This is a genomic window from Desulfuromonadaceae bacterium, from assembly GCA_019429445.1.
Classification (GTDB): domain Bacteria; phylum Desulfobacterota; class Desulfuromonadia; order Desulfuromonadales; family JAHYIW01; genus JAHYIW01.
On sequence record JAHYIW010000013.1, the window covers coordinates 1 to 14,997 of the forward strand.

18 protein-coding genes and 1 pseudogene are annotated in these 14,997 nt (G+C 50.1%); all 19 read left to right on the top strand.

Going from position 1 to position 14,997, the window contains the following annotated elements; all coding sequences use genetic code 11:
* The first annotated feature begins 183 nt into the window (after positions 1-183).
* The 19 genes and pseudogenes from K0A93_06670 to K0A93_06760 all read left to right on the top strand — a co-directional run bounded on the left by K0A93_06670 (position 184) and on the right by K0A93_06760 (position 14,994).
* On the top strand, positions 184-1,596 hold the full coding sequence (locus tag K0A93_06670) for a sugar transferase (protein MBW6511787.1): 1,413 nt from the start codon (positions 184-186) through the stop codon (positions 1,594-1,596).
* 113 nt (positions 1,597-1,709) lie between these two features.
* A complete protein-coding gene (locus tag K0A93_06675; GenBank protein MBW6511788.1) occupies positions 1,710-1,856 on the top strand; it encodes a DUF4160 domain-containing protein in 147 nt (48 codons plus the stop codon).
* A gap of 251 nt (positions 1,857-2,107) precedes the next feature.
* Positions 2,108-2,230 (top strand): DUF86 domain-containing protein, encoded by a 123-nt coding sequence (locus K0A93_06680; GenBank protein ID MBW6511789.1) that lies wholly within the window; start codon positions 2,108-2,110, stop codon positions 2,228-2,230.
* Positions 2,231-2,306: 76 nt separating this feature from the next.
* Positions 2,307-2,618, top strand: coding sequence for a hypothetical protein (locus K0A93_06685; GenBank protein MBW6511790.1), 312 nt, complete (start codon positions 2,307-2,309; stop codon positions 2,616-2,618).
* 204 nt (positions 2,619-2,822) lie between these two features.
* Positions 2,823-3,395 carry a sugar transferase gene (locus K0A93_06690; protein MBW6511791.1) on the top strand — a complete coding sequence of 191 codons (573 nt, stop codon included), beginning with the start codon at positions 2,823-2,825 and terminating at the stop codon, positions 3,393-3,395.
* A 68-nt stretch (positions 3,396-3,463) separates the two neighbouring features.
* Positions 3,464-3,724 carry a hypothetical protein gene (locus K0A93_06695; GenBank protein MBW6511792.1) on the top strand — a complete coding sequence of 87 codons (261 nt, stop codon included), beginning with the start codon at positions 3,464-3,466 and terminating at the stop codon, positions 3,722-3,724.
* Complete coding sequence (locus K0A93_06700; GenBank protein MBW6511793.1) at positions 3,721-4,059, top strand: type II toxin-antitoxin system PemK/MazF family toxin; 339 nt, start codon at positions 3,721-3,723, stop codon at positions 4,057-4,059. The genes K0A93_06695 and K0A93_06700 overlap by 4 nt, the downstream gene beginning before the upstream one ends.
* 500 nt (positions 4,060-4,559) lie before the next feature.
* Entirely contained in the window at positions 4,560-5,735 is a 1,176-nt protein-coding gene (locus K0A93_06705; protein ID MBW6511794.1) for an ATP-binding protein, read from the top strand.
* 91 nt (positions 5,736-5,826) lie between these two features.
* Positions 5,827-6,054: pseudogene (locus K0A93_06710) on the top strand (nucleotidyltransferase domain-containing protein).
* Positions 6,055-6,381: 327 nt separating this feature from the next.
* The gene (locus K0A93_06715) at positions 6,382-7,203 is read left to right on the top strand and encodes a polysaccharide deacetylase family protein (protein ID MBW6511795.1); all 822 of its coding nucleotides are present in this window, start codon (positions 6,382-6,384) and stop codon (positions 7,201-7,203) included.
* Entirely contained in the window at positions 7,187-8,206 is a 1,020-nt protein-coding gene (locus K0A93_06720; GenBank protein ID MBW6511796.1) for a mitochondrial fission ELM1 family protein, read from the top strand. Before K0A93_06715 ends, K0A93_06720 begins: the two co-directional genes overlap by 17 nt.
* Positions 8,193-9,290, top strand: a complete 1,098-nt coding sequence (locus tag K0A93_06725; protein MBW6511797.1) for a glycosyltransferase — start codon at positions 8,193-8,195, stop codon at positions 9,288-9,290. Before K0A93_06720 ends, K0A93_06725 begins: the two co-directional genes overlap by 14 nt.
* Positions 9,291-9,305: 15 nt before the next feature.
* Positions 9,306-9,605: a glycosyltransferase family 2 protein gene (locus tag K0A93_06730; GenBank protein MBW6511798.1), complete on the top strand. Its 300-nt coding sequence runs from the start codon at positions 9,306-9,308 to the stop codon at positions 9,603-9,605.
* A gap of 90 nt (positions 9,606-9,695) precedes the next feature.
* Entirely contained in the window at positions 9,696-10,256 is a 561-nt protein-coding gene (locus tag K0A93_06735; protein MBW6511799.1) for a hypothetical protein, read from the top strand.
* A 257-nt stretch (positions 10,257-10,513) separates the two neighbouring features.
* Positions 10,514-11,491 carry a hypothetical protein gene (locus tag K0A93_06740; protein ID MBW6511800.1) on the top strand — a complete coding sequence of 326 codons (978 nt, stop codon included), beginning with the start codon at positions 10,514-10,516 and terminating at the stop codon, positions 11,489-11,491.
* Positions 11,492-11,546: 55 nt separating this feature from the next.
* Positions 11,547-12,575: a polysaccharide pyruvyl transferase family protein gene (locus K0A93_06745; GenBank protein ID MBW6511801.1), complete on the top strand. Its 1,029-nt coding sequence runs from the start codon at positions 11,547-11,549 to the stop codon at positions 12,573-12,575.
* 181 nt (positions 12,576-12,756) lie between these two features.
* A complete protein-coding gene (locus K0A93_06750; GenBank protein MBW6511802.1) occupies positions 12,757-13,272 on the top strand; it encodes a transposase in 516 nt (171 codons plus the stop codon).
* A gap of 285 nt (positions 13,273-13,557) precedes the next feature.
* The gene (locus tag K0A93_06755) at positions 13,558-13,986 is read left to right on the top strand and encodes a glycosyltransferase (GenBank protein MBW6511803.1); all 429 of its coding nucleotides are present in this window, start codon (positions 13,558-13,560) and stop codon (positions 13,984-13,986) included.
* Between the two features lie 63 nt (positions 13,987-14,049).
* Entirely contained in the window at positions 14,050-14,994 is a 945-nt protein-coding gene (locus K0A93_06760; GenBank protein ID MBW6511804.1) for an SDR family oxidoreductase, read from the top strand.
* The last annotated feature ends 3 nt before the right edge of the window (positions 14,995-14,997 follow it).

Sequence of the window (14,997 nt, forward strand, 5' to 3'; positions counted from 1 at the left end):
AGAACTGAAAGAGCGAATACTCAAGGGAATTGCTGAAATCAATGAGGCACCCGTTCCATTCCGTTGGAAGAAATTCGATCTGGAACTGACTTGATATGTAATGCTATTCATGAAACGAACTACTAGTTCAATTTGAGGGAGGATAGTCGGCAGCCTCACAGGCTTTCACTATGGTGAGAAGATATGTTGAAACAACAAGCCCGGCTCTTTCGTCGCCTGAGTATGATCGTCGATCTCCTGCTGGTGGTGATCTCTTTTGCTCTGGCTTATGTGGTTACCAACAATTTTTTTGCGCCCCTCGCCGCGCCGCAGAGGTATCTGTGGGGTGTGCCTGCGGTTGCTATCACCTGGCTCGTGCTGCTACGCAAGGGGAGGCTGTATGATTCGCTGCGCAGTCTGACTCTATCCAGTATATTCATGCGTCTGGTGAAAGCGAATCTGCTTGGCGGTCTCTTTGTGGCTGCCATCATCTTTTTTGTCGATCGCGACACCTATAGCCGCAGCCTCTTTATCCTCTTTATCCTCTTTTTGTTCTTGCTCTTGTTGGCGACGAAGTTTGCCATTCGCCTCCTTCTCGGCTATATGCGCCGGCAAGGTTACCATGTCCGCAATGTTCTCATCGTCGGCACCGCGGAAACGTCCCGGCGGCTGCATGAATTGATCGCGGCGCATAGTGACTGGGGACTGAGGATTCAAGGTTTTGTGCAAGTTACTCCGCTGCCGTTGCAGAAGGAGATTTTGGGGTATGAGGTCTGTGGTCACGTCGATCAACTCGTCGAAATTTGTAAAGAAAAGACCCCCGATGAAGTCATGTTCAGTCTTTCGAAAAATCCTCATGCCGAGACGGAAAAATATGTCGTGGACCTGGAAGAGATGGGGATCACGACCCGGGTGGTACTGAATCATTATAAAACCACCAACACGCGACGTGAATTTTCGATGTTCCACAATGAGCTGCCGGTGCTCACCGTTCACACCAAGTGCTTCGATGCGCCGCAGCTCTTTCTCAAGCGGCTGATCGATGTGCTCGGCGCCTGCGTCGGCTTGACGATCTTTGCGCTCTTTTTCCCGATCGTCGCTTTGGCGATCAAACTCGATTCAAAGGGGCCAATCTTTTTTGGCCAGTTCCGCCTTGGTGAGAACGCAAAACGCTTCAAATGCTGGAAGCTGCGGACGATGGGGGTCGATGCCGAGGCACAGAAGAAAGCGTTGATGCAGCAAAACGAGATGCAGGGTGCAATGTTCAAGATGGATGACGATCCGCGTGTGACGCGGGTCGGCAATTTTCTGCGCAAAACGAGTCTGGATGAGTTTCCGCAATTCTGGAATGTGCTGCGTGGCGAGATGAGTCTGGTCGGGACGCGCCCGCCGACGCCCGACGAAGTGGTTCAATACGAAAACTGGCATCGCCGCCGGATCTGTATCAAGCCGGGGATTACTGGTTTATGGCAGGTGAGCGGGCGGAGTGCGATCAAGGATTTTGACGAGATTGTGCGGCTGGACCTGCAATATATCGATAATTGGTCCCTATGGCTCGATATCAAGCTGCTGCTGAAGACGCTGTTGGTCGTCTTTGCCCGTCGCGGCGCCTGTTGAGGGGTCACACTGTACTGCAAGAAGTAGAATGATAGCGGAGATGGATACGGATTATTTGAAAATGGAACTTGTTTCTGTATTGCAACCACGATACGCCATGGGGGAGAGTTGTAATGCCTGAAATATGTCGTTTTCTTGATATTGTCATCAGCATGTATTCTGATGAACACAATCCGCCACATTTTCACGTCAAGTATAATGAACATAAAGCTGTCATAGCGATACATACCCTCAACCTTCTGGATGGTTATTTCTTATAGGAAAACCCCCACCTTTGGTGGGGGACTCACAAAGTTTGACAGTTCCGGGAATATGCTCCATTCCGACATGAGTGTTTTTGATTTTGACCTTACTGATTGCAAAGAGGCCCCTTTGAGGGGCCAGCAATCATAAAACCCCGGCTTTGCCGGGGGATATTTATTCGAAACTGTGAAATCATCGGTGAAGCTGCAACTCATGTTCCCGAAGAGGTACAGAGAAAATACCTTGAGATCCCTTGGGCAGGGGGAAGATGAAGGGCATCCGAAACATTTTGATCCACGAATATTTTGGTGTCGATATCGAGGTTGTGTGGGTGACGGTGCAAAAAGATCTTGGTCCATTGAAGCAACAGCTCGAAAAAATAGAGATCTAACCGAGGTTGGTCTCGTGAAAATCAATCAGCCCTTATCAGATTTGATCAGCGTCCAAAGTGGTAAGGAGGTTCTGCAATGAAAAAAGACCATCTGGAAATTCTGCTCGAAGATATTCGTGGCAAGTTTGATCTGGTACTTGAAGGGCATGAAGTTCTGCGCAATGAGATACGAGAAACGCGCACAGAGTTGAAGAAAGATATTGAGCTTGCTCATTTCAAGATCGATATCCTCAACAACAAGATCGATACCGTCGCTGGCGATCTCAAAGCGACTGATAAACGGTTGTCTGGCAAAATCGATACCGTCGCAACCGAGCTCAAGGCGCATCGTTCTGATACCGAGGCACATCATGGGGGGGTGTATCTGGTCAAAGAGAGTCCTGATTAGTTTCAATCTTCTGCAATAAGTTTGTCATCCCCGAATGTCTTTATCGGGGATCCATGATTTCTGTCGGTTAGAAGCTTGATTCCCGACCAGAAGCGCCTCGGGAATGACACATTTAGGTTCTGTGGAAGATGAGCGCTAATCAGTAAGAGAGTTGAGGAATGGGTGTAAAGAGGGATAAGGACTGACGTGGGAAGATCTTGTCAGATGTTTAGACCCGACCCCTATAGTTCGCTTTTTGCCCTCTTTTTTCCGCTGCTTGCCCTCGCTATCCGCCTCGATTCCAAAGGAGCGATCTTTTTCAGCCAGGACCGCGTCGGCGAAAACGGCCGGGTCTTCACCTGTTGGAAGCTGCGAACGATGGTGCTGGACGCCGCAGCCCAGCAGGATGCTTTGCAGTGCCACAATCAGATGCAGGGGGCGATGTTCAAGATCAAGGACGACCCCCGGTTAACGCGGGTCGGAAAGTACCTGCGCCAGTTCAGTCTCGACGAGTTTCCCCAATTCTGGAATGACCTCAAAGGTGAGATGAGCTTGGTCGGAACGCGGCCGCCAACCCCCGATGAAGTGGCTCTCTACGAGAACTGGCATCGCCGCCGCATCTGCATCAAACCGGGAATTACCGGCCTCTGGCAGCTGAGCGGCCGGAGTGATATCAACGATTTCGACCAGATCGTGCGTCTCGACCTGCAATATATCGATAACTGGTCGTTGTGGCTCGACATCAAACTGCTGTTGAAGACGGTGTGGGTGGTGCTGGCGCGGCGGGGGGCCTGTTGAACTCAGGGAGCATTAATACGTCCCCCGATGGGTTTTTTCAGAAATCATAAAAGAACAAGGAGAAGAATATGTCGAAGCCGATGGCTATTGATCAAATTGAAAAACAAATCGAGGCGCTTCCTCCGGTTGAGCAAGTCATGATACTTGAGCATCTGGTTCTCCACCTCAAACATCTTTTATTGTCACAGTCGACCATTGCCACCCCGGGAATAGAATCAAAAAAGATGACTTGCAAACTTAATGATATCTATAAAGTCGAGACCTCTCGCGTCGATTCACAATTATTCAATGCTCAGCTTTCTTCTATTGGTCGGGATGAGTGGCAATGAAACGTGGCGAAATATGGTGGGCGGATCTGCCAGATCCTGTAGCTTCAGAACCTGGATATCGTCGGCCCCTCATTGTTATCCAAATAGACGAGTTTAACCGGAGTCGGATTAATACGGTGGTCGTTGTCGTTCTAACCACAAATCTTCTCCTGGCTAAGGCCCCGGGAAATGTTCTTTTAACAGCAGCGCAAACCGGTTTGCCCAAGGATTCAGTGGCCAACGTATCCCAAGTCCTGACAGTCGATAAGTTCTTTTTGACCGAAAAAGCCGGCAAAGTGCGAAAACAGGAATTGCAGAGGGTTGAATCCGGCTTACGTTTGGTTATGGGGCTTTGATGCTGCTGGGCAGCTTAGTCTTTTGGAAGTCTGGCCTTGAGGTTGGAAGGAAGAGCGTCGCGGGGCTTGTGTTTAGTTGAGTGTCGAATGTCCGAAAGTCAAGACCGACCCCAAAAATGACTCCAGTGAAAAAATGAAAATCTATATTCAAGAACACAAAACAGCGCCTTCCGCCGAATCTGTGGGTATTTCATGAACGTAATTAACCATGAAATATCGGTTTCGATATCTCATTGCTAAGGCGATTTTAGAAAAGGCAATTTCAACAGGGATAAAGGGGATTAACGGGATAACACCGTGCAACCCTCAGGCTTAAAGATGTTGTAAGTTAACCCGGAAAAATAGTTTTTGACCTATCCCCTGCATCCCCTTCATCCCTGAAAAGAGATCTTCGGGCTAAGGCGATTTGCCTCTTCCGCCGAATATGTGGGTATTTCATGAACGTAATTATCCATGAAATATCGGTTTCAATGTCCGATTTTTCATGGTAAAAAGGATGTATGATTCCACGCCAACTTCATCTTGATCAACTCACTGACCGATTAGCCAATTTCCCCATTGTCGCCATGCTTGGCCCGCGACAGGTCGGCAAGACCACCTTGGCACGGCAACTGGCGGCAACATGGCACGGCCCGGTCAAGCATTTTGACCTGGAAGATCCGGAAGACCAGGCTCGTCTGACAGATCCAGCCTTTGTGCTGCGTCCGCTCTCTGGTCTGGTGGTGTTGGATGAGATCCAGAGTCGACCTGACCTCTTCCCGCTCCTGCGGGTATTGGCGGATCGACCTGATACCCCGGCCCGCTTTCTCATTTTGGGCAGCGCCGCCCCTGAGTTGATGCGCCATGCTGCGGAAAGTTTGGCGGGGAGGGTGGTCTTTCACGAAGTCGAAGGTTTGGCTCTGGATGAAATTGCTTCGGTTCAGTCCGGCGCGGATTGGCTGGACGACCGTTGGTTACGAGGTGGTTTTCCGCGGTCGTTGCTGGCAAAGAACCTGGCCGGGAGTCGGGAGTGGCGTGAGGCTTTTATACGCACCTACCTGGAACGCGACTTGCCACAATTGGGCATCAGTCTTCCGGCCATGACATTGCGGCGCTTCTGGACCATGCTTGCGCATTATCACGGACAGACTTGGAATGGCAGCGAACTTGGGCGGGCGCTAGGGGTAAGTGACAAAACGGTATCACGCTATCTGGATATCCTTGAGGGGACCTTCATGGCCTTTCGACTGCTGCCCTGGCATACCAATCTGGGTAAGCGTGAGGTAAAAGCGCCAAAAGTGTATGTGACTGACTCGGGTATCCTCCATGGTTTGCTCGGCGTGAATGGTCTGGATGACCTCCTGGCTCACCCCAAGTGTGGAGCGTCATGGGAAGGCTTTATCATTCGCGAAATTATCCGGAGAACTGCTGCTCGGCATGGCGAAGCGTTTTTTTGGGGAGTGCATACCGGCGCCGAACTGGATTTGCTGATTCAAAAAAATGGACGTCGTCTCGGGTTTGAAATCAAACTGACGCGTTCGCCCAAAGTGACAGCTTCAATGCGTTCGGCCCGCGAAACTCTGATTTTGGACCAATTGTATATCTTATGTCATGGCAGCGGAGAACCCTGGCCCTTGGCGGAAGGCATTATGGCCGTGCCGGCCATGTGTTTGACTTCCCCGCATTGGGTGCCGTAAAAATGCTTTAAACACAAACGATGTTAAACCACACTTGTCTCCTGCCGAGGAAGCTATGCGTTTAGAAGATGAAGAACAGTCAGTCAAAGACACCCTGAAATTTCGTCTGTATGCAGATCTTTGTCGCACATTGAAAAGAAACGATATTGACCTGGTGCTGCTGAGCCTTCGCGGCAATCTGATCCTGAACGATGAAATAGTCAGAAACGGGCAGGTTCTTTACGCGAGCGACGATGCTGCACGGGAAGACTTTGAGTTGAAATTACTGCATCGTTGCACCGACTTCAAAGCACAGCGGCGTTACGCTATGGGGTGTTAGTTGTGGAAATCATCAGGCAGAAAATAGGGCGTATCAGGGAACACCTCTCGATCATCCATTTGATCAAGGCTGATTGCAGGGATAAGTTTTCTTCTGATCCCGTCTATAGGGGTGCCTTACTCCATGATCTCTTTCTGCTGTCGGATAGTTGTATCGTTCTGGCCGAGATGGTGATCACGCACAAAGGTTTACGAATCCCTCAATCCTACGCAAGTCGCAAACAAGCCGCAACGGCGCCTCCCGGCTGCACGCAAGGCCCGGCTTGAAGTCCGGAGCTGCACCTGGCTGGCGGTGCTGCACTATAGAAAAATGTTGACACAAGCGAACATGAGTATTCTTCTTTTATCTCTTGTCGTGATTCTCGCGGCTATTTTTTCATTCAGGTATGCCTGGTGGCGACCGGCGGTCTCAAGCCGGGTACCAAGAATCCTGATGTATCACATGATCGCCCCCCATCGCCGAGGGGCACGCTTCAACGGACTGCGCGTCCCGCTTGAGCAGTTTGAGCGACAACTGGCGTGGCTGGCGCGCAACAACTGGACCAGCCTGACGGTGTCGGAGCTTCTCGCGGCTGGGGATGCGCCGCCGCAGAAGAGCGTGGTGCTGACGTTTGATGACGGTTTTGCCGATAACCTTGAACATGCCTTGCCGCTACTGAAAAAATTCAACGTCAAAGCCACCCTTTATCTGGTTGTTGACCGCCATGACCGGGACTGGTCGACGGCCAAAAAAGCCCATCACAACAGCGGTGAGTTGAAAAACGAGGCCAAGCTCGCTGACGATCAGGTGCGGCAGATGCTTGCCAGCGGGCTGGTGGAGTTGGGGTCGCACACGCTGACCCACCCCAATTTCCTTAAATTGACTGAGGAAGAAAAGTTGTTTGAACTCAGCGAGTCGAAAAACCGGCTGGAGAAATTATTCGGCGTTGCGGTGCAGAGTTTTGCCTATCCGTTCGGAATCTATGCGCCGGAAGATGCCAGGCTGGTTGAACGCTGTGGTTACAGCAGCGCGGTCACCACCACCCCTGGTCTGAACCTGCCCGGCGCAGTCGACAATTTTCAGTTGAAACGGGTTAAAATCAGTGGTAAGGACAATCTTTTGGCATTTATCATGCGGATGCGCGGAGGGCGGCGTGGCTGGAAGAAATGAAACCCTGAAGATCTGGTTGCTGAGCGACGGTGCTCCCGGCCACCTCAGTCAGAGCCGGGGACTGGCCGAAGCAATCGGACGGTTCCACCCGGTCGAGGTCAGGGAGATCACCTTGCAGGTGCGGCAGCGACTATTGAAGAGTCTGCTCCGTTACCTGCTTCCTTGCAGCACCGTTCTGGCCAGGCTGCTGTTGCACCGGGTCTACACGATCGAACTCCCCGACGAGCATCCCGATCTGATCATTTCTTCCGGGGGAAATACCCTCGGTGCCAATGCGCTGCTCGCTCAACTCTATGGCGTTCCGAATCTTTACAGCGGGACATTAAAAAAATATCCCGCACAGTGTTATACCCGTATCTATACCGTTACCCCGCAGGGCTGTGCCAATAATGTTGTGCTGCCGTTACCACCGGTGCCGCTGTGGCTGACAGAAAAAATGCCGGTCGTTGAAGCGGATGCCCCCTGGCTGATGCTGATCGGCGGGGACGGGGCGGGCTACCGCTTTACAGAGGCTGACTGGGAGCAGCTGGCTGAGGGGATCAACCAAAGCGGTGAGAACAACGGTATCCGCTGGTTGTTGACGACCTCGCGTCGCACCGGGATTGAGGCCGAACAGTTGCTGCACAACAGGATTGCGCCCGCGCTGCTCGATGAAGCCGTCTATTACGGGCAGACGCCGCGCCCGGTCGTGCGCGAATTTCTTGGCCGCTGCCAGGGGGTCATGGTGACGGAAGACAGTCTGACCATGATCGCCGAGGCGATCTATTCCGGGCGTCCGGTCATCACCCTCACCCCGCAGCAATCGGACCCCGACCGCAACGATGCGTTAGCGCTTGAGGGTTATGTCGCCTCGGGGCTGATCTGCCGACTCCCCCTGGCCGTGTTAAACAAATTCACTTATGCGCAGCGGACGCAGGCCGAAATCCCTGATGTTGCACGGCTGATTTGGGAAAGTTTGCACGATGTGTTGCCGTCACCAGGAGCCGCTGATGAGAAGCCTTGATCTGCTGTTCTGGGGGCGCTACGGCAATTATGGCCCGGACTATCCTCGCAATCGGGTGGTTGAGTCAGCTTTGCGCGCGCTGGGGCACCGCGTCCGACGCTTTGTGCCGCGCTTCTCGCCCTTGGCCGATGTTGAGTATCACCTGCGCAACGGGGCGGTTCCCGATTTGATCTGGGTCCCCTGTTTCCGTCACCGCGACCTGCACGCGGCATGGCGCTACGCGAAACGGCAGGGAATCCCCCTGGTTTTTGATCCGCTGATCAGTGCTTACGATAAACAGGTCAACGAACGGCAAAAATTCACCGCGAATTCCCGCCAAGGACAACGATTGCTGGCGTGGGAACGCAAGCTGTTTGCATTGGCTGATGTTGTGATTGCTGATACCGATGGGCATCGTGACTATTTTTCTTCGCTGCTGAATGTTCCGGTTGAGCGGATCCAGGTTGTTCCGGTCGGTGCGGAAGAAAATCTTTTTCAGTTTTATCCCTTGCCTGAAAAACATGCAGATGAGCCGTTGGAGGTGGTATTCTCCGGAACCTTTATCGAACTGCATGGCATCGAACTGGTTATCGAGGCGGTGGCTTTATATTCCGGACCGCCGGTGCGCTGGCGGCTCCTTGGCGAAGGGCCGCTCAAGGCCGACTGTGAGGCGCGGGTCGCCGCGCTGCGCAAAAGAAACGCACAGCTTGATATCACCTTCGAGAACTGGCGACCGTTGCAGGAACTTCCGGCGCGTCTGGCTCAAGCGGATATCCTGCTCGGCATTTTTGGTACCAGCGAAAAAGCTTTGCGCGTGATCCCCAACAAGGTCTATCAGGCATTGGCGCTGGGACGGCCAGTCGTGACCGCAGCATCAGCCGCATATCCTGCGGCTTTACGAGAAAACGAGGAGCAGGGGATTTTCTGGGCAGAGGCGGGCAATCCAGAATCTATTGCCGACGCTATTTTTAGAATTAGCACCAAAAAAATGTTCCTGAAAGTTTATGGTGAAAGGTCACGTGCTGTCTATGACCTTTATTTTTCAAACAGGTCTATTCAGTCAGCGTTAAGAAAAGTTTTAGCCGATTTTGTGACTATCAAATGAGGACAGGTAATTGAAATGATTTTCAATGGTCATGATCATTTAATCGGGGTCGTTATCCCGACTTACAACAGAGAAAATTTGATTATCGATGCTTTGAATTCAGTTTTGACTCAAACCGTTCAACCGGAATTGGTTGTTATTGTTGATGACGGGTCTACAGATAACACCAGCGACGTTGTTGAAAGCTGGATACGATCCACAAAATCGAAGAATATATGCAAATACGTTCTGAAAAAATGGTGGTCCTGGCACTGCGCATACCCGAGGAATTCTAGCAGTAGAAGATTTTTATTTTGTGGTCTTTCTCGATTCTGACGACGTTTGGCCTGCCAGCCACCAGAAGAACATGGCCGCCTTTTTTTCGCGCACCCGGAGGCGGTCGCTTGTTCTGGACAGAGTCTGGAGGTGTTTGAAAATGAGCATGGCTGTGTTGTCAGTCAGAAGCTGATTTCATTGCCCCTGCCCTTGTCATTGCTAGGACCGGCGGCGATTGTTCAGTCACCGCCGCATACGTCGGCAACCGTGGTTCGTCGGGATATTCTACTGAAGGCTGGAATGTTTAATACTCGGCTGCGTTATGCTGAAGACAAGTTGCTTTTCATGAAGGTGTCCTGCCTGGGCCAGTGGGGTCGACCAGAAACCGCGCATGTTATTTACCGCAACAAAGTGAAGACGATTGTTTCCGGTCAGTTGTCCAATCGTCCGCATCGATTCAGTCGTATCAGGTATGCGCGATTGTTTGAAATCGGTATTAAGGAAATGAGTCGTATAGCAGATTCCCGTTTTCTTGCTGGAGCAGGTGTGGTGATGTGGAAGGGCTGGCACCGGGCCGGACGCGAGTGGGACAAGCTGGGCCGTCCTGCGATCGCTGTAATGTATTACTGTCGTGCACTGAAATATGGAGTGCATTCGAAGACGCTGGGACGAATTGTTGCGGCCTGTCTCAAGAGAACCTTCAGTTGTTAAAGTATCATCAATAGCCAAATTGCGGCGTCTGTGCTCGAATTTTTTCAGTGGCGCATAGACTCCAATTTAGGTAGCGGGAGACCGTCTTACCAACAGTCTGTTAGAAACGCATGAAATTATGGACGCCCATTTTTCTCCATTTTAAAGTTCCTTTAAATTGCCTTATATAATACAATTGGAGCGTTGTCAGAACCCGAATATCATCACAGATTCTGCTGACAAACTGTTATCGTAAATTTTTGATCAGAGGAATGCCGATGGCCTCTAATGTCTTTGTTACACGTACCCCATTTCAGATATTTAATTCAATCGAAGCACGTGACCGGTTTCACTCTGGGGAGAATAACTATCTTTTCTGTGTTTACAGAAAAGAAACTGACCGCCCTATCATGGAAAGCGTTATCGATGGTGGTTGGTGTAATGTGCGTTTTGTTAAGTTAAATAATTTAACTAAACACATATTTAACTTTTTTATAGATGCTGAAATAGAAAAAATTGGAACAGTGGTCAATTGTTACATTGGGATGCCAAAACATGTATCTGCCCATGTTGTTAACAGCCTAATGCCATCAATTGTGACGTTTATTGATGATGGAAACGAAATATTTAAAATTGCAAAAGCAATTTCTTCTGGAGAATACAAGAAATTTTACACGGTTCCCCTGTTTAAAAAAATATTGGGGGTAAAGTCTTCTCTGGAATTTTGTAAAAAAACAAATTTTTTCACAATGTATGATATAAGTGAATATTTTTCTGATGATAGAATTATTAGAAATGATTATTCTATGTTCAAAAAACGTGTAAGATCTGTTGTGCATACAGATGATGTTTATTTTATTGGGTCAAATATACTTGGCCAATACTTGTTTGATAAGGATGTTTTTATTCGATACATTGAGAGGGTCAGAAACTATTACTCTGGAAGAAAATTTTTTTATGCACTACATCGATATGAAGACAAAAATTGGATGAAAAAAATTGGTATAAAGCTTGATTTTGAGGTCGTTCAGTCGCACACAATTCTTGAAAATTTTTTTTTGAACTTTGGGAAAATACCGAAGGAGATGGCCACCTTCCGTTCAACTGCACTGGACACGCTTGCTATGCTCTATAATACATCCTCCCTGGTTTTTCCGCTGGACCTTCAAGATTTGGAACGTAAAGAACATCGTGATGAGTTTTTAAAGCTATATGTCGATTACTCTGCACGTCAAATTCCAATGGCAGTTTATTAATGTGGATGGTTGACTATCGAATTTATTTGCTGCGACCCATTCTAGGTAGGGGCCTATGGTGAAACAAGCTGTAATTATTAACGATACCAGTTGGGAGAACCACCACGGGTGCCGTCGTGTGATGGAAAATCTTTACTTGGGGCTAAACAATGCCGGGATCAGCGTCCTAAGTGCCTACCCGGTTGGTAGAGACTGGCGCAAAAATATAGCTTTTTGTGAAGATATTTGTCGGAGTGATTTAGTTATTGTGAACGGGGAGGGGACCGTCCATCATGATTTGCCAATGGCATGGAGTCTTGTGTCTGCGGGCGCTTTTGCGGCAAAACATAGTGTCCCGTCTGTTCTGTTGAATGCTACATGGTATGCCAATAGCTCAGAGTTAGCCGTCAGCGCACGTTCTTTCAACCGTATTTATGTGAGGGAGAGTCGTAGCCAGGCCGAATTAGCTTGCAACGGTGTTAAATCAACGGTTGTTCCCGATCTCACTTTTATGTCTCCTTGTGACGGTGACGCCACTGTTCAGCGTTCTGGATTGGCTGTAACCGATTCTGTTTATGCTGATTTGAGTGAACAGTTATACCGTTTCACCTTAGACAATAAACAGGTCGAGTTTCTCCCGCTGTTAGCTCCTTATCGGATTCGTGAGTGGAGTGTGAAAGCTGTAAGAAAGGCAGTTAGTTATAAACTTTACGGATTATTTGGCCAACTTCTGGAGCCGTTCGGGGGAGTCCGGCAGCATTACATCAGCATGAGATATGTCCGGTGTTCTGTTTCTGACTTCATTCAGGCGGTATCTCACTGCAAATTACTGGTAAATGCACGTTTTCATGGCCTTTGCTTTGCGCTGCAGACAAAAACCCCTTTTCTAGCCCTTTCTTCTAATTCGCATAAAGTAGAGGCGTTGCTTGAAGATGTCGGCGTAGGGCTGGATCGCTTTGTTTCAGAAGCGACAATCAGTCTTGAAGATTGCCGAGAGAGGGCTGAAACTGGTTTCAGTTTAAAAGAAGTCGATGCCATTGAGAAGTACAATCTGGAAGCAAAATCAAAGATCGCAAATATGTTTTCTGAGATTGCAAGTATTTGACCTTCTTCTTGAGAACTCAAGTTTAGAGTTTCGTGATCTTTGAAAATTTGTCGAAGTTGTAAAAAAAGTGTTGACACAGCGACCACCCTGTGATGCCGCGCCTTCAAAGCGAATTGAATTTAGAAAGCTTTGAAGGCGCGGCCTCCTGAAGAAAGTTCCACCCTTTCTTCAGGAGGCCGCTATGGATACCAAGGGATATAGCCGTATCCCCCAATCCCTGTACGACGCTATCACATTTCTGGCGCAGGCGCTGCCAAAACGTTCGGTTCCAACCTTTCTGGAACTGCTGTTTGGTGCGATGCTCACCCAAAATGGTTTTGTCACTGAAGCCTGGTTAATGATCAAACCCCGGCGCCACTGGACCAGTTATTTTAAATGGCTACAGAAGGGCTGCTGGTCATGGGTTGCTCCTGGATTGCAAACGGCCCGGCTCGCTTTACAACGAACAGAAGATTCGCGCTGTTATGTCGCCATCGACGATACGGTCGTCTTTCGCTGTTCACGTAAAGCACCTGAGTCACACATCCACCATCAGCATGGATGTAAGGTCAATCGTCCCGTTTATGTCCGGGGACAGGACTGGGTCACCTTGACTCTGGTGTTACCGCAGGGATGGCGTTCCTTGGCGTTGCCGATACTTTCCTGGTTAGCCAGAAAGCAGCCATTGGCACTCGAAATCGGGAAAATTCGCGCCTGAAAAACGGGATAAAAAGCTGGATAGACCGCCTGATCGGCGCAAGAGAGCTTAACTTCTACAATTTTCAGTTTTCAATGATCGCTCCCCAGCGTCGAATCAAGCCGACTTGGGGAGGGGTGTAACTCCAAACTACACTTTATGGAATATGCCGCGCAAGAAGGAATCATTTCCTCCAGCTACCTGCCTTTGGCGTGCAATGCAAACATTTACCAACACAAGAATCACGGGAAGAGAGACGCGAGACTGGTTTTTGTCGGGGCTTACGCTGACAATCGGGAAAAGGTTTTGCGGGAGATAAAACGACCGGTGTTGGTGGTCGGAAAACATTGGGAAAAATTGTCGGGTTCGGAGCATGCTTTTCGCGCCCGCCGGGTTTCAGTGCAAAATGTTGCGCGGTATTACAATCAACACATCGGCGTGATCAATATCAAAAACAGCGGTAATGTTGTGAACGGTCTTAATATGCGGACGTTTGATGCCCCGGCTTGCGGCTGTGTTGTCCTCAACGACAACATGGGTGATCTTGACCGCTGTTTTGAGGTTGATAAAGAAATTCTCGTCTATCACAACCCCGATGAACTGAATGCACTTTACGAGAGAATCGTCGCGGATGATATCTGGCGACGTGACATTGCCGCCGCCGGGCAGCGACGGGTATTGAATGAACATCTCTACACGCATCGCTTGCAAACCATTATTACAGATTTGTTCTGATGCCGGGGCAGTGTCTTTAAAGAAACAACGCCGTTAACCCGCTTACAAATTTTGGAGTAATTTATGGCTATCTACCTGATTACCGGCGGTGCCGGATTCATTGGTTCACATATTGTCGATGCCTTACTGGAGCGGGGCGAGTCAGTGCGCGTGCTGGATAACTTTGCCACGGGCAAGCGCGAGAATCTTGCGCATTGCATTGAGCGTATCGAGTTGATCGAAGGGGATATTCGTGACGTTGACACCTGTCGCAATGCCTGCGCCGGGGTCGATTTTGTCTCGCATCAGGCAGCGTTCGGCAGCGTTCCGCGCTCCATTGAAGATCCCTTGACCAGCCATGCCGTGAATGTGACCGGCAGTGTAAATATGCTGGTCGCGGCACGCGATGCGGGGGTGAAGCGCTTTGTTTATGCGGCGTCATCTTCGACTTACGGGGATCATCCGGGGTTGCCCAAGGTGGAGGAGCATATCGGTCAGCCCCTTTCACCTTATGCCGTAACCAAATATGCCAACGAACTCTACGCACAGGTGTTCGGGCGGTGTTACGGTCTGGAGACGATTGGCTTGCGTTATTTCAACGTCTTCGGTCCCCGCCAGGATCCCTTCTCCCAGTATGCGGCAGTGATCCCGCTGTTTGTCAGTGCGCTGCTGCGTAATGCAGCGCCGACCATCAATGGTGACGGTGAGCAGACCCGCGATTTTACCTTTGTCGCCAATGCCGTGGAGGCCAACCTTAAAGCCTGTTCGGCCCCGGCGACGGCTGTTGGTGAAGTGTTCAATATCGCCTGTGGCGAGCGAACTTCGCTGAATACCCTTTATCGCCAACTGCAATCTTTGCTCGGCAGCACGGTCGTTCCTGTCTATGGGCCGGACCGTTTCGGCGACGTGCGTGACAGCCTGGCCGATATCGGCAAGGCGCAACGGCTCCTCGGTTACGCCGGTGCAATCAAGCTGAAGGAGGGGCTGTCCCGATCGAGCGCATGGTACCGCGAGAATCTGTCTGCGTGACCG

What these genes read in the sequence shown, in the direction of transcription:
- K0A93_06670 (MBW6511787.1), top strand. Translation starts at nt 184, where the DNA reads ATGTTGAAACAACAAGCCCGGCTCTTTCGTCGCCTGAGTATGATCGTC.
- K0A93_06675 (MBW6511788.1), top strand. Translation starts at nt 1,710, where the DNA reads ATGCCTGAAATATGTCGTTTTCTTGATATTGTCATCAGCATGTATTCT.
- K0A93_06680 (MBW6511789.1), top strand. Translation starts at nt 2,108, where the DNA reads ATGAAGGGCATCCGAAACATTTTGATCCACGAATATTTTGGTGTCGAT.
- K0A93_06685 (MBW6511790.1), top strand. Translation starts at nt 2,307, where the DNA reads ATGAAAAAAGACCATCTGGAAATTCTGCTCGAAGATATTCGTGGCAAG.
- K0A93_06690 (MBW6511791.1), top strand. Translation starts at nt 2,823, where the DNA reads ATGTTTAGACCCGACCCCTATAGTTCGCTTTTTGCCCTCTTTTTTCCG.
- K0A93_06695 (MBW6511792.1), top strand. Translation starts at nt 3,464, where the DNA reads ATGTCGAAGCCGATGGCTATTGATCAAATTGAAAAACAAATCGAGGCG.
- K0A93_06700 (MBW6511793.1), top strand. Translation starts at nt 3,721, where the DNA reads ATGAAACGTGGCGAAATATGGTGGGCGGATCTGCCAGATCCTGTAGCT.
- K0A93_06705 (MBW6511794.1), top strand. Translation starts at nt 4,560, where the DNA reads ATGATTCCACGCCAACTTCATCTTGATCAACTCACTGACCGATTAGCC.
- K0A93_06715 (MBW6511795.1), top strand. Translation starts at nt 6,382, where the DNA reads ATGAGTATTCTTCTTTTATCTCTTGTCGTGATTCTCGCGGCTATTTTT.
- K0A93_06725 (MBW6511797.1), top strand. Translation starts at nt 8,193, where the DNA reads ATGAGAAGCCTTGATCTGCTGTTCTGGGGGCGCTACGGCAATTATGGC.
- K0A93_06730 (MBW6511798.1), top strand. Translation starts at nt 9,306, where the DNA reads ATGATTTTCAATGGTCATGATCATTTAATCGGGGTCGTTATCCCGACT.
- K0A93_06740 (MBW6511800.1), top strand. Translation starts at nt 10,514, where the DNA reads ATGGCCTCTAATGTCTTTGTTACACGTACCCCATTTCAGATATTTAAT.
- K0A93_06745 (MBW6511801.1), top strand. Translation starts at nt 11,547, where the DNA reads ATGGTGAAACAAGCTGTAATTATTAACGATACCAGTTGGGAGAACCAC.
- K0A93_06750 (MBW6511802.1), top strand. Translation starts at nt 12,757, where the DNA reads ATGGATACCAAGGGATATAGCCGTATCCCCCAATCCCTGTACGACGCT.
- K0A93_06760 (MBW6511804.1), top strand. Translation starts at nt 14,050, where the DNA reads ATGGCTATCTACCTGATTACCGGCGGTGCCGGATTCATTGGTTCACAT.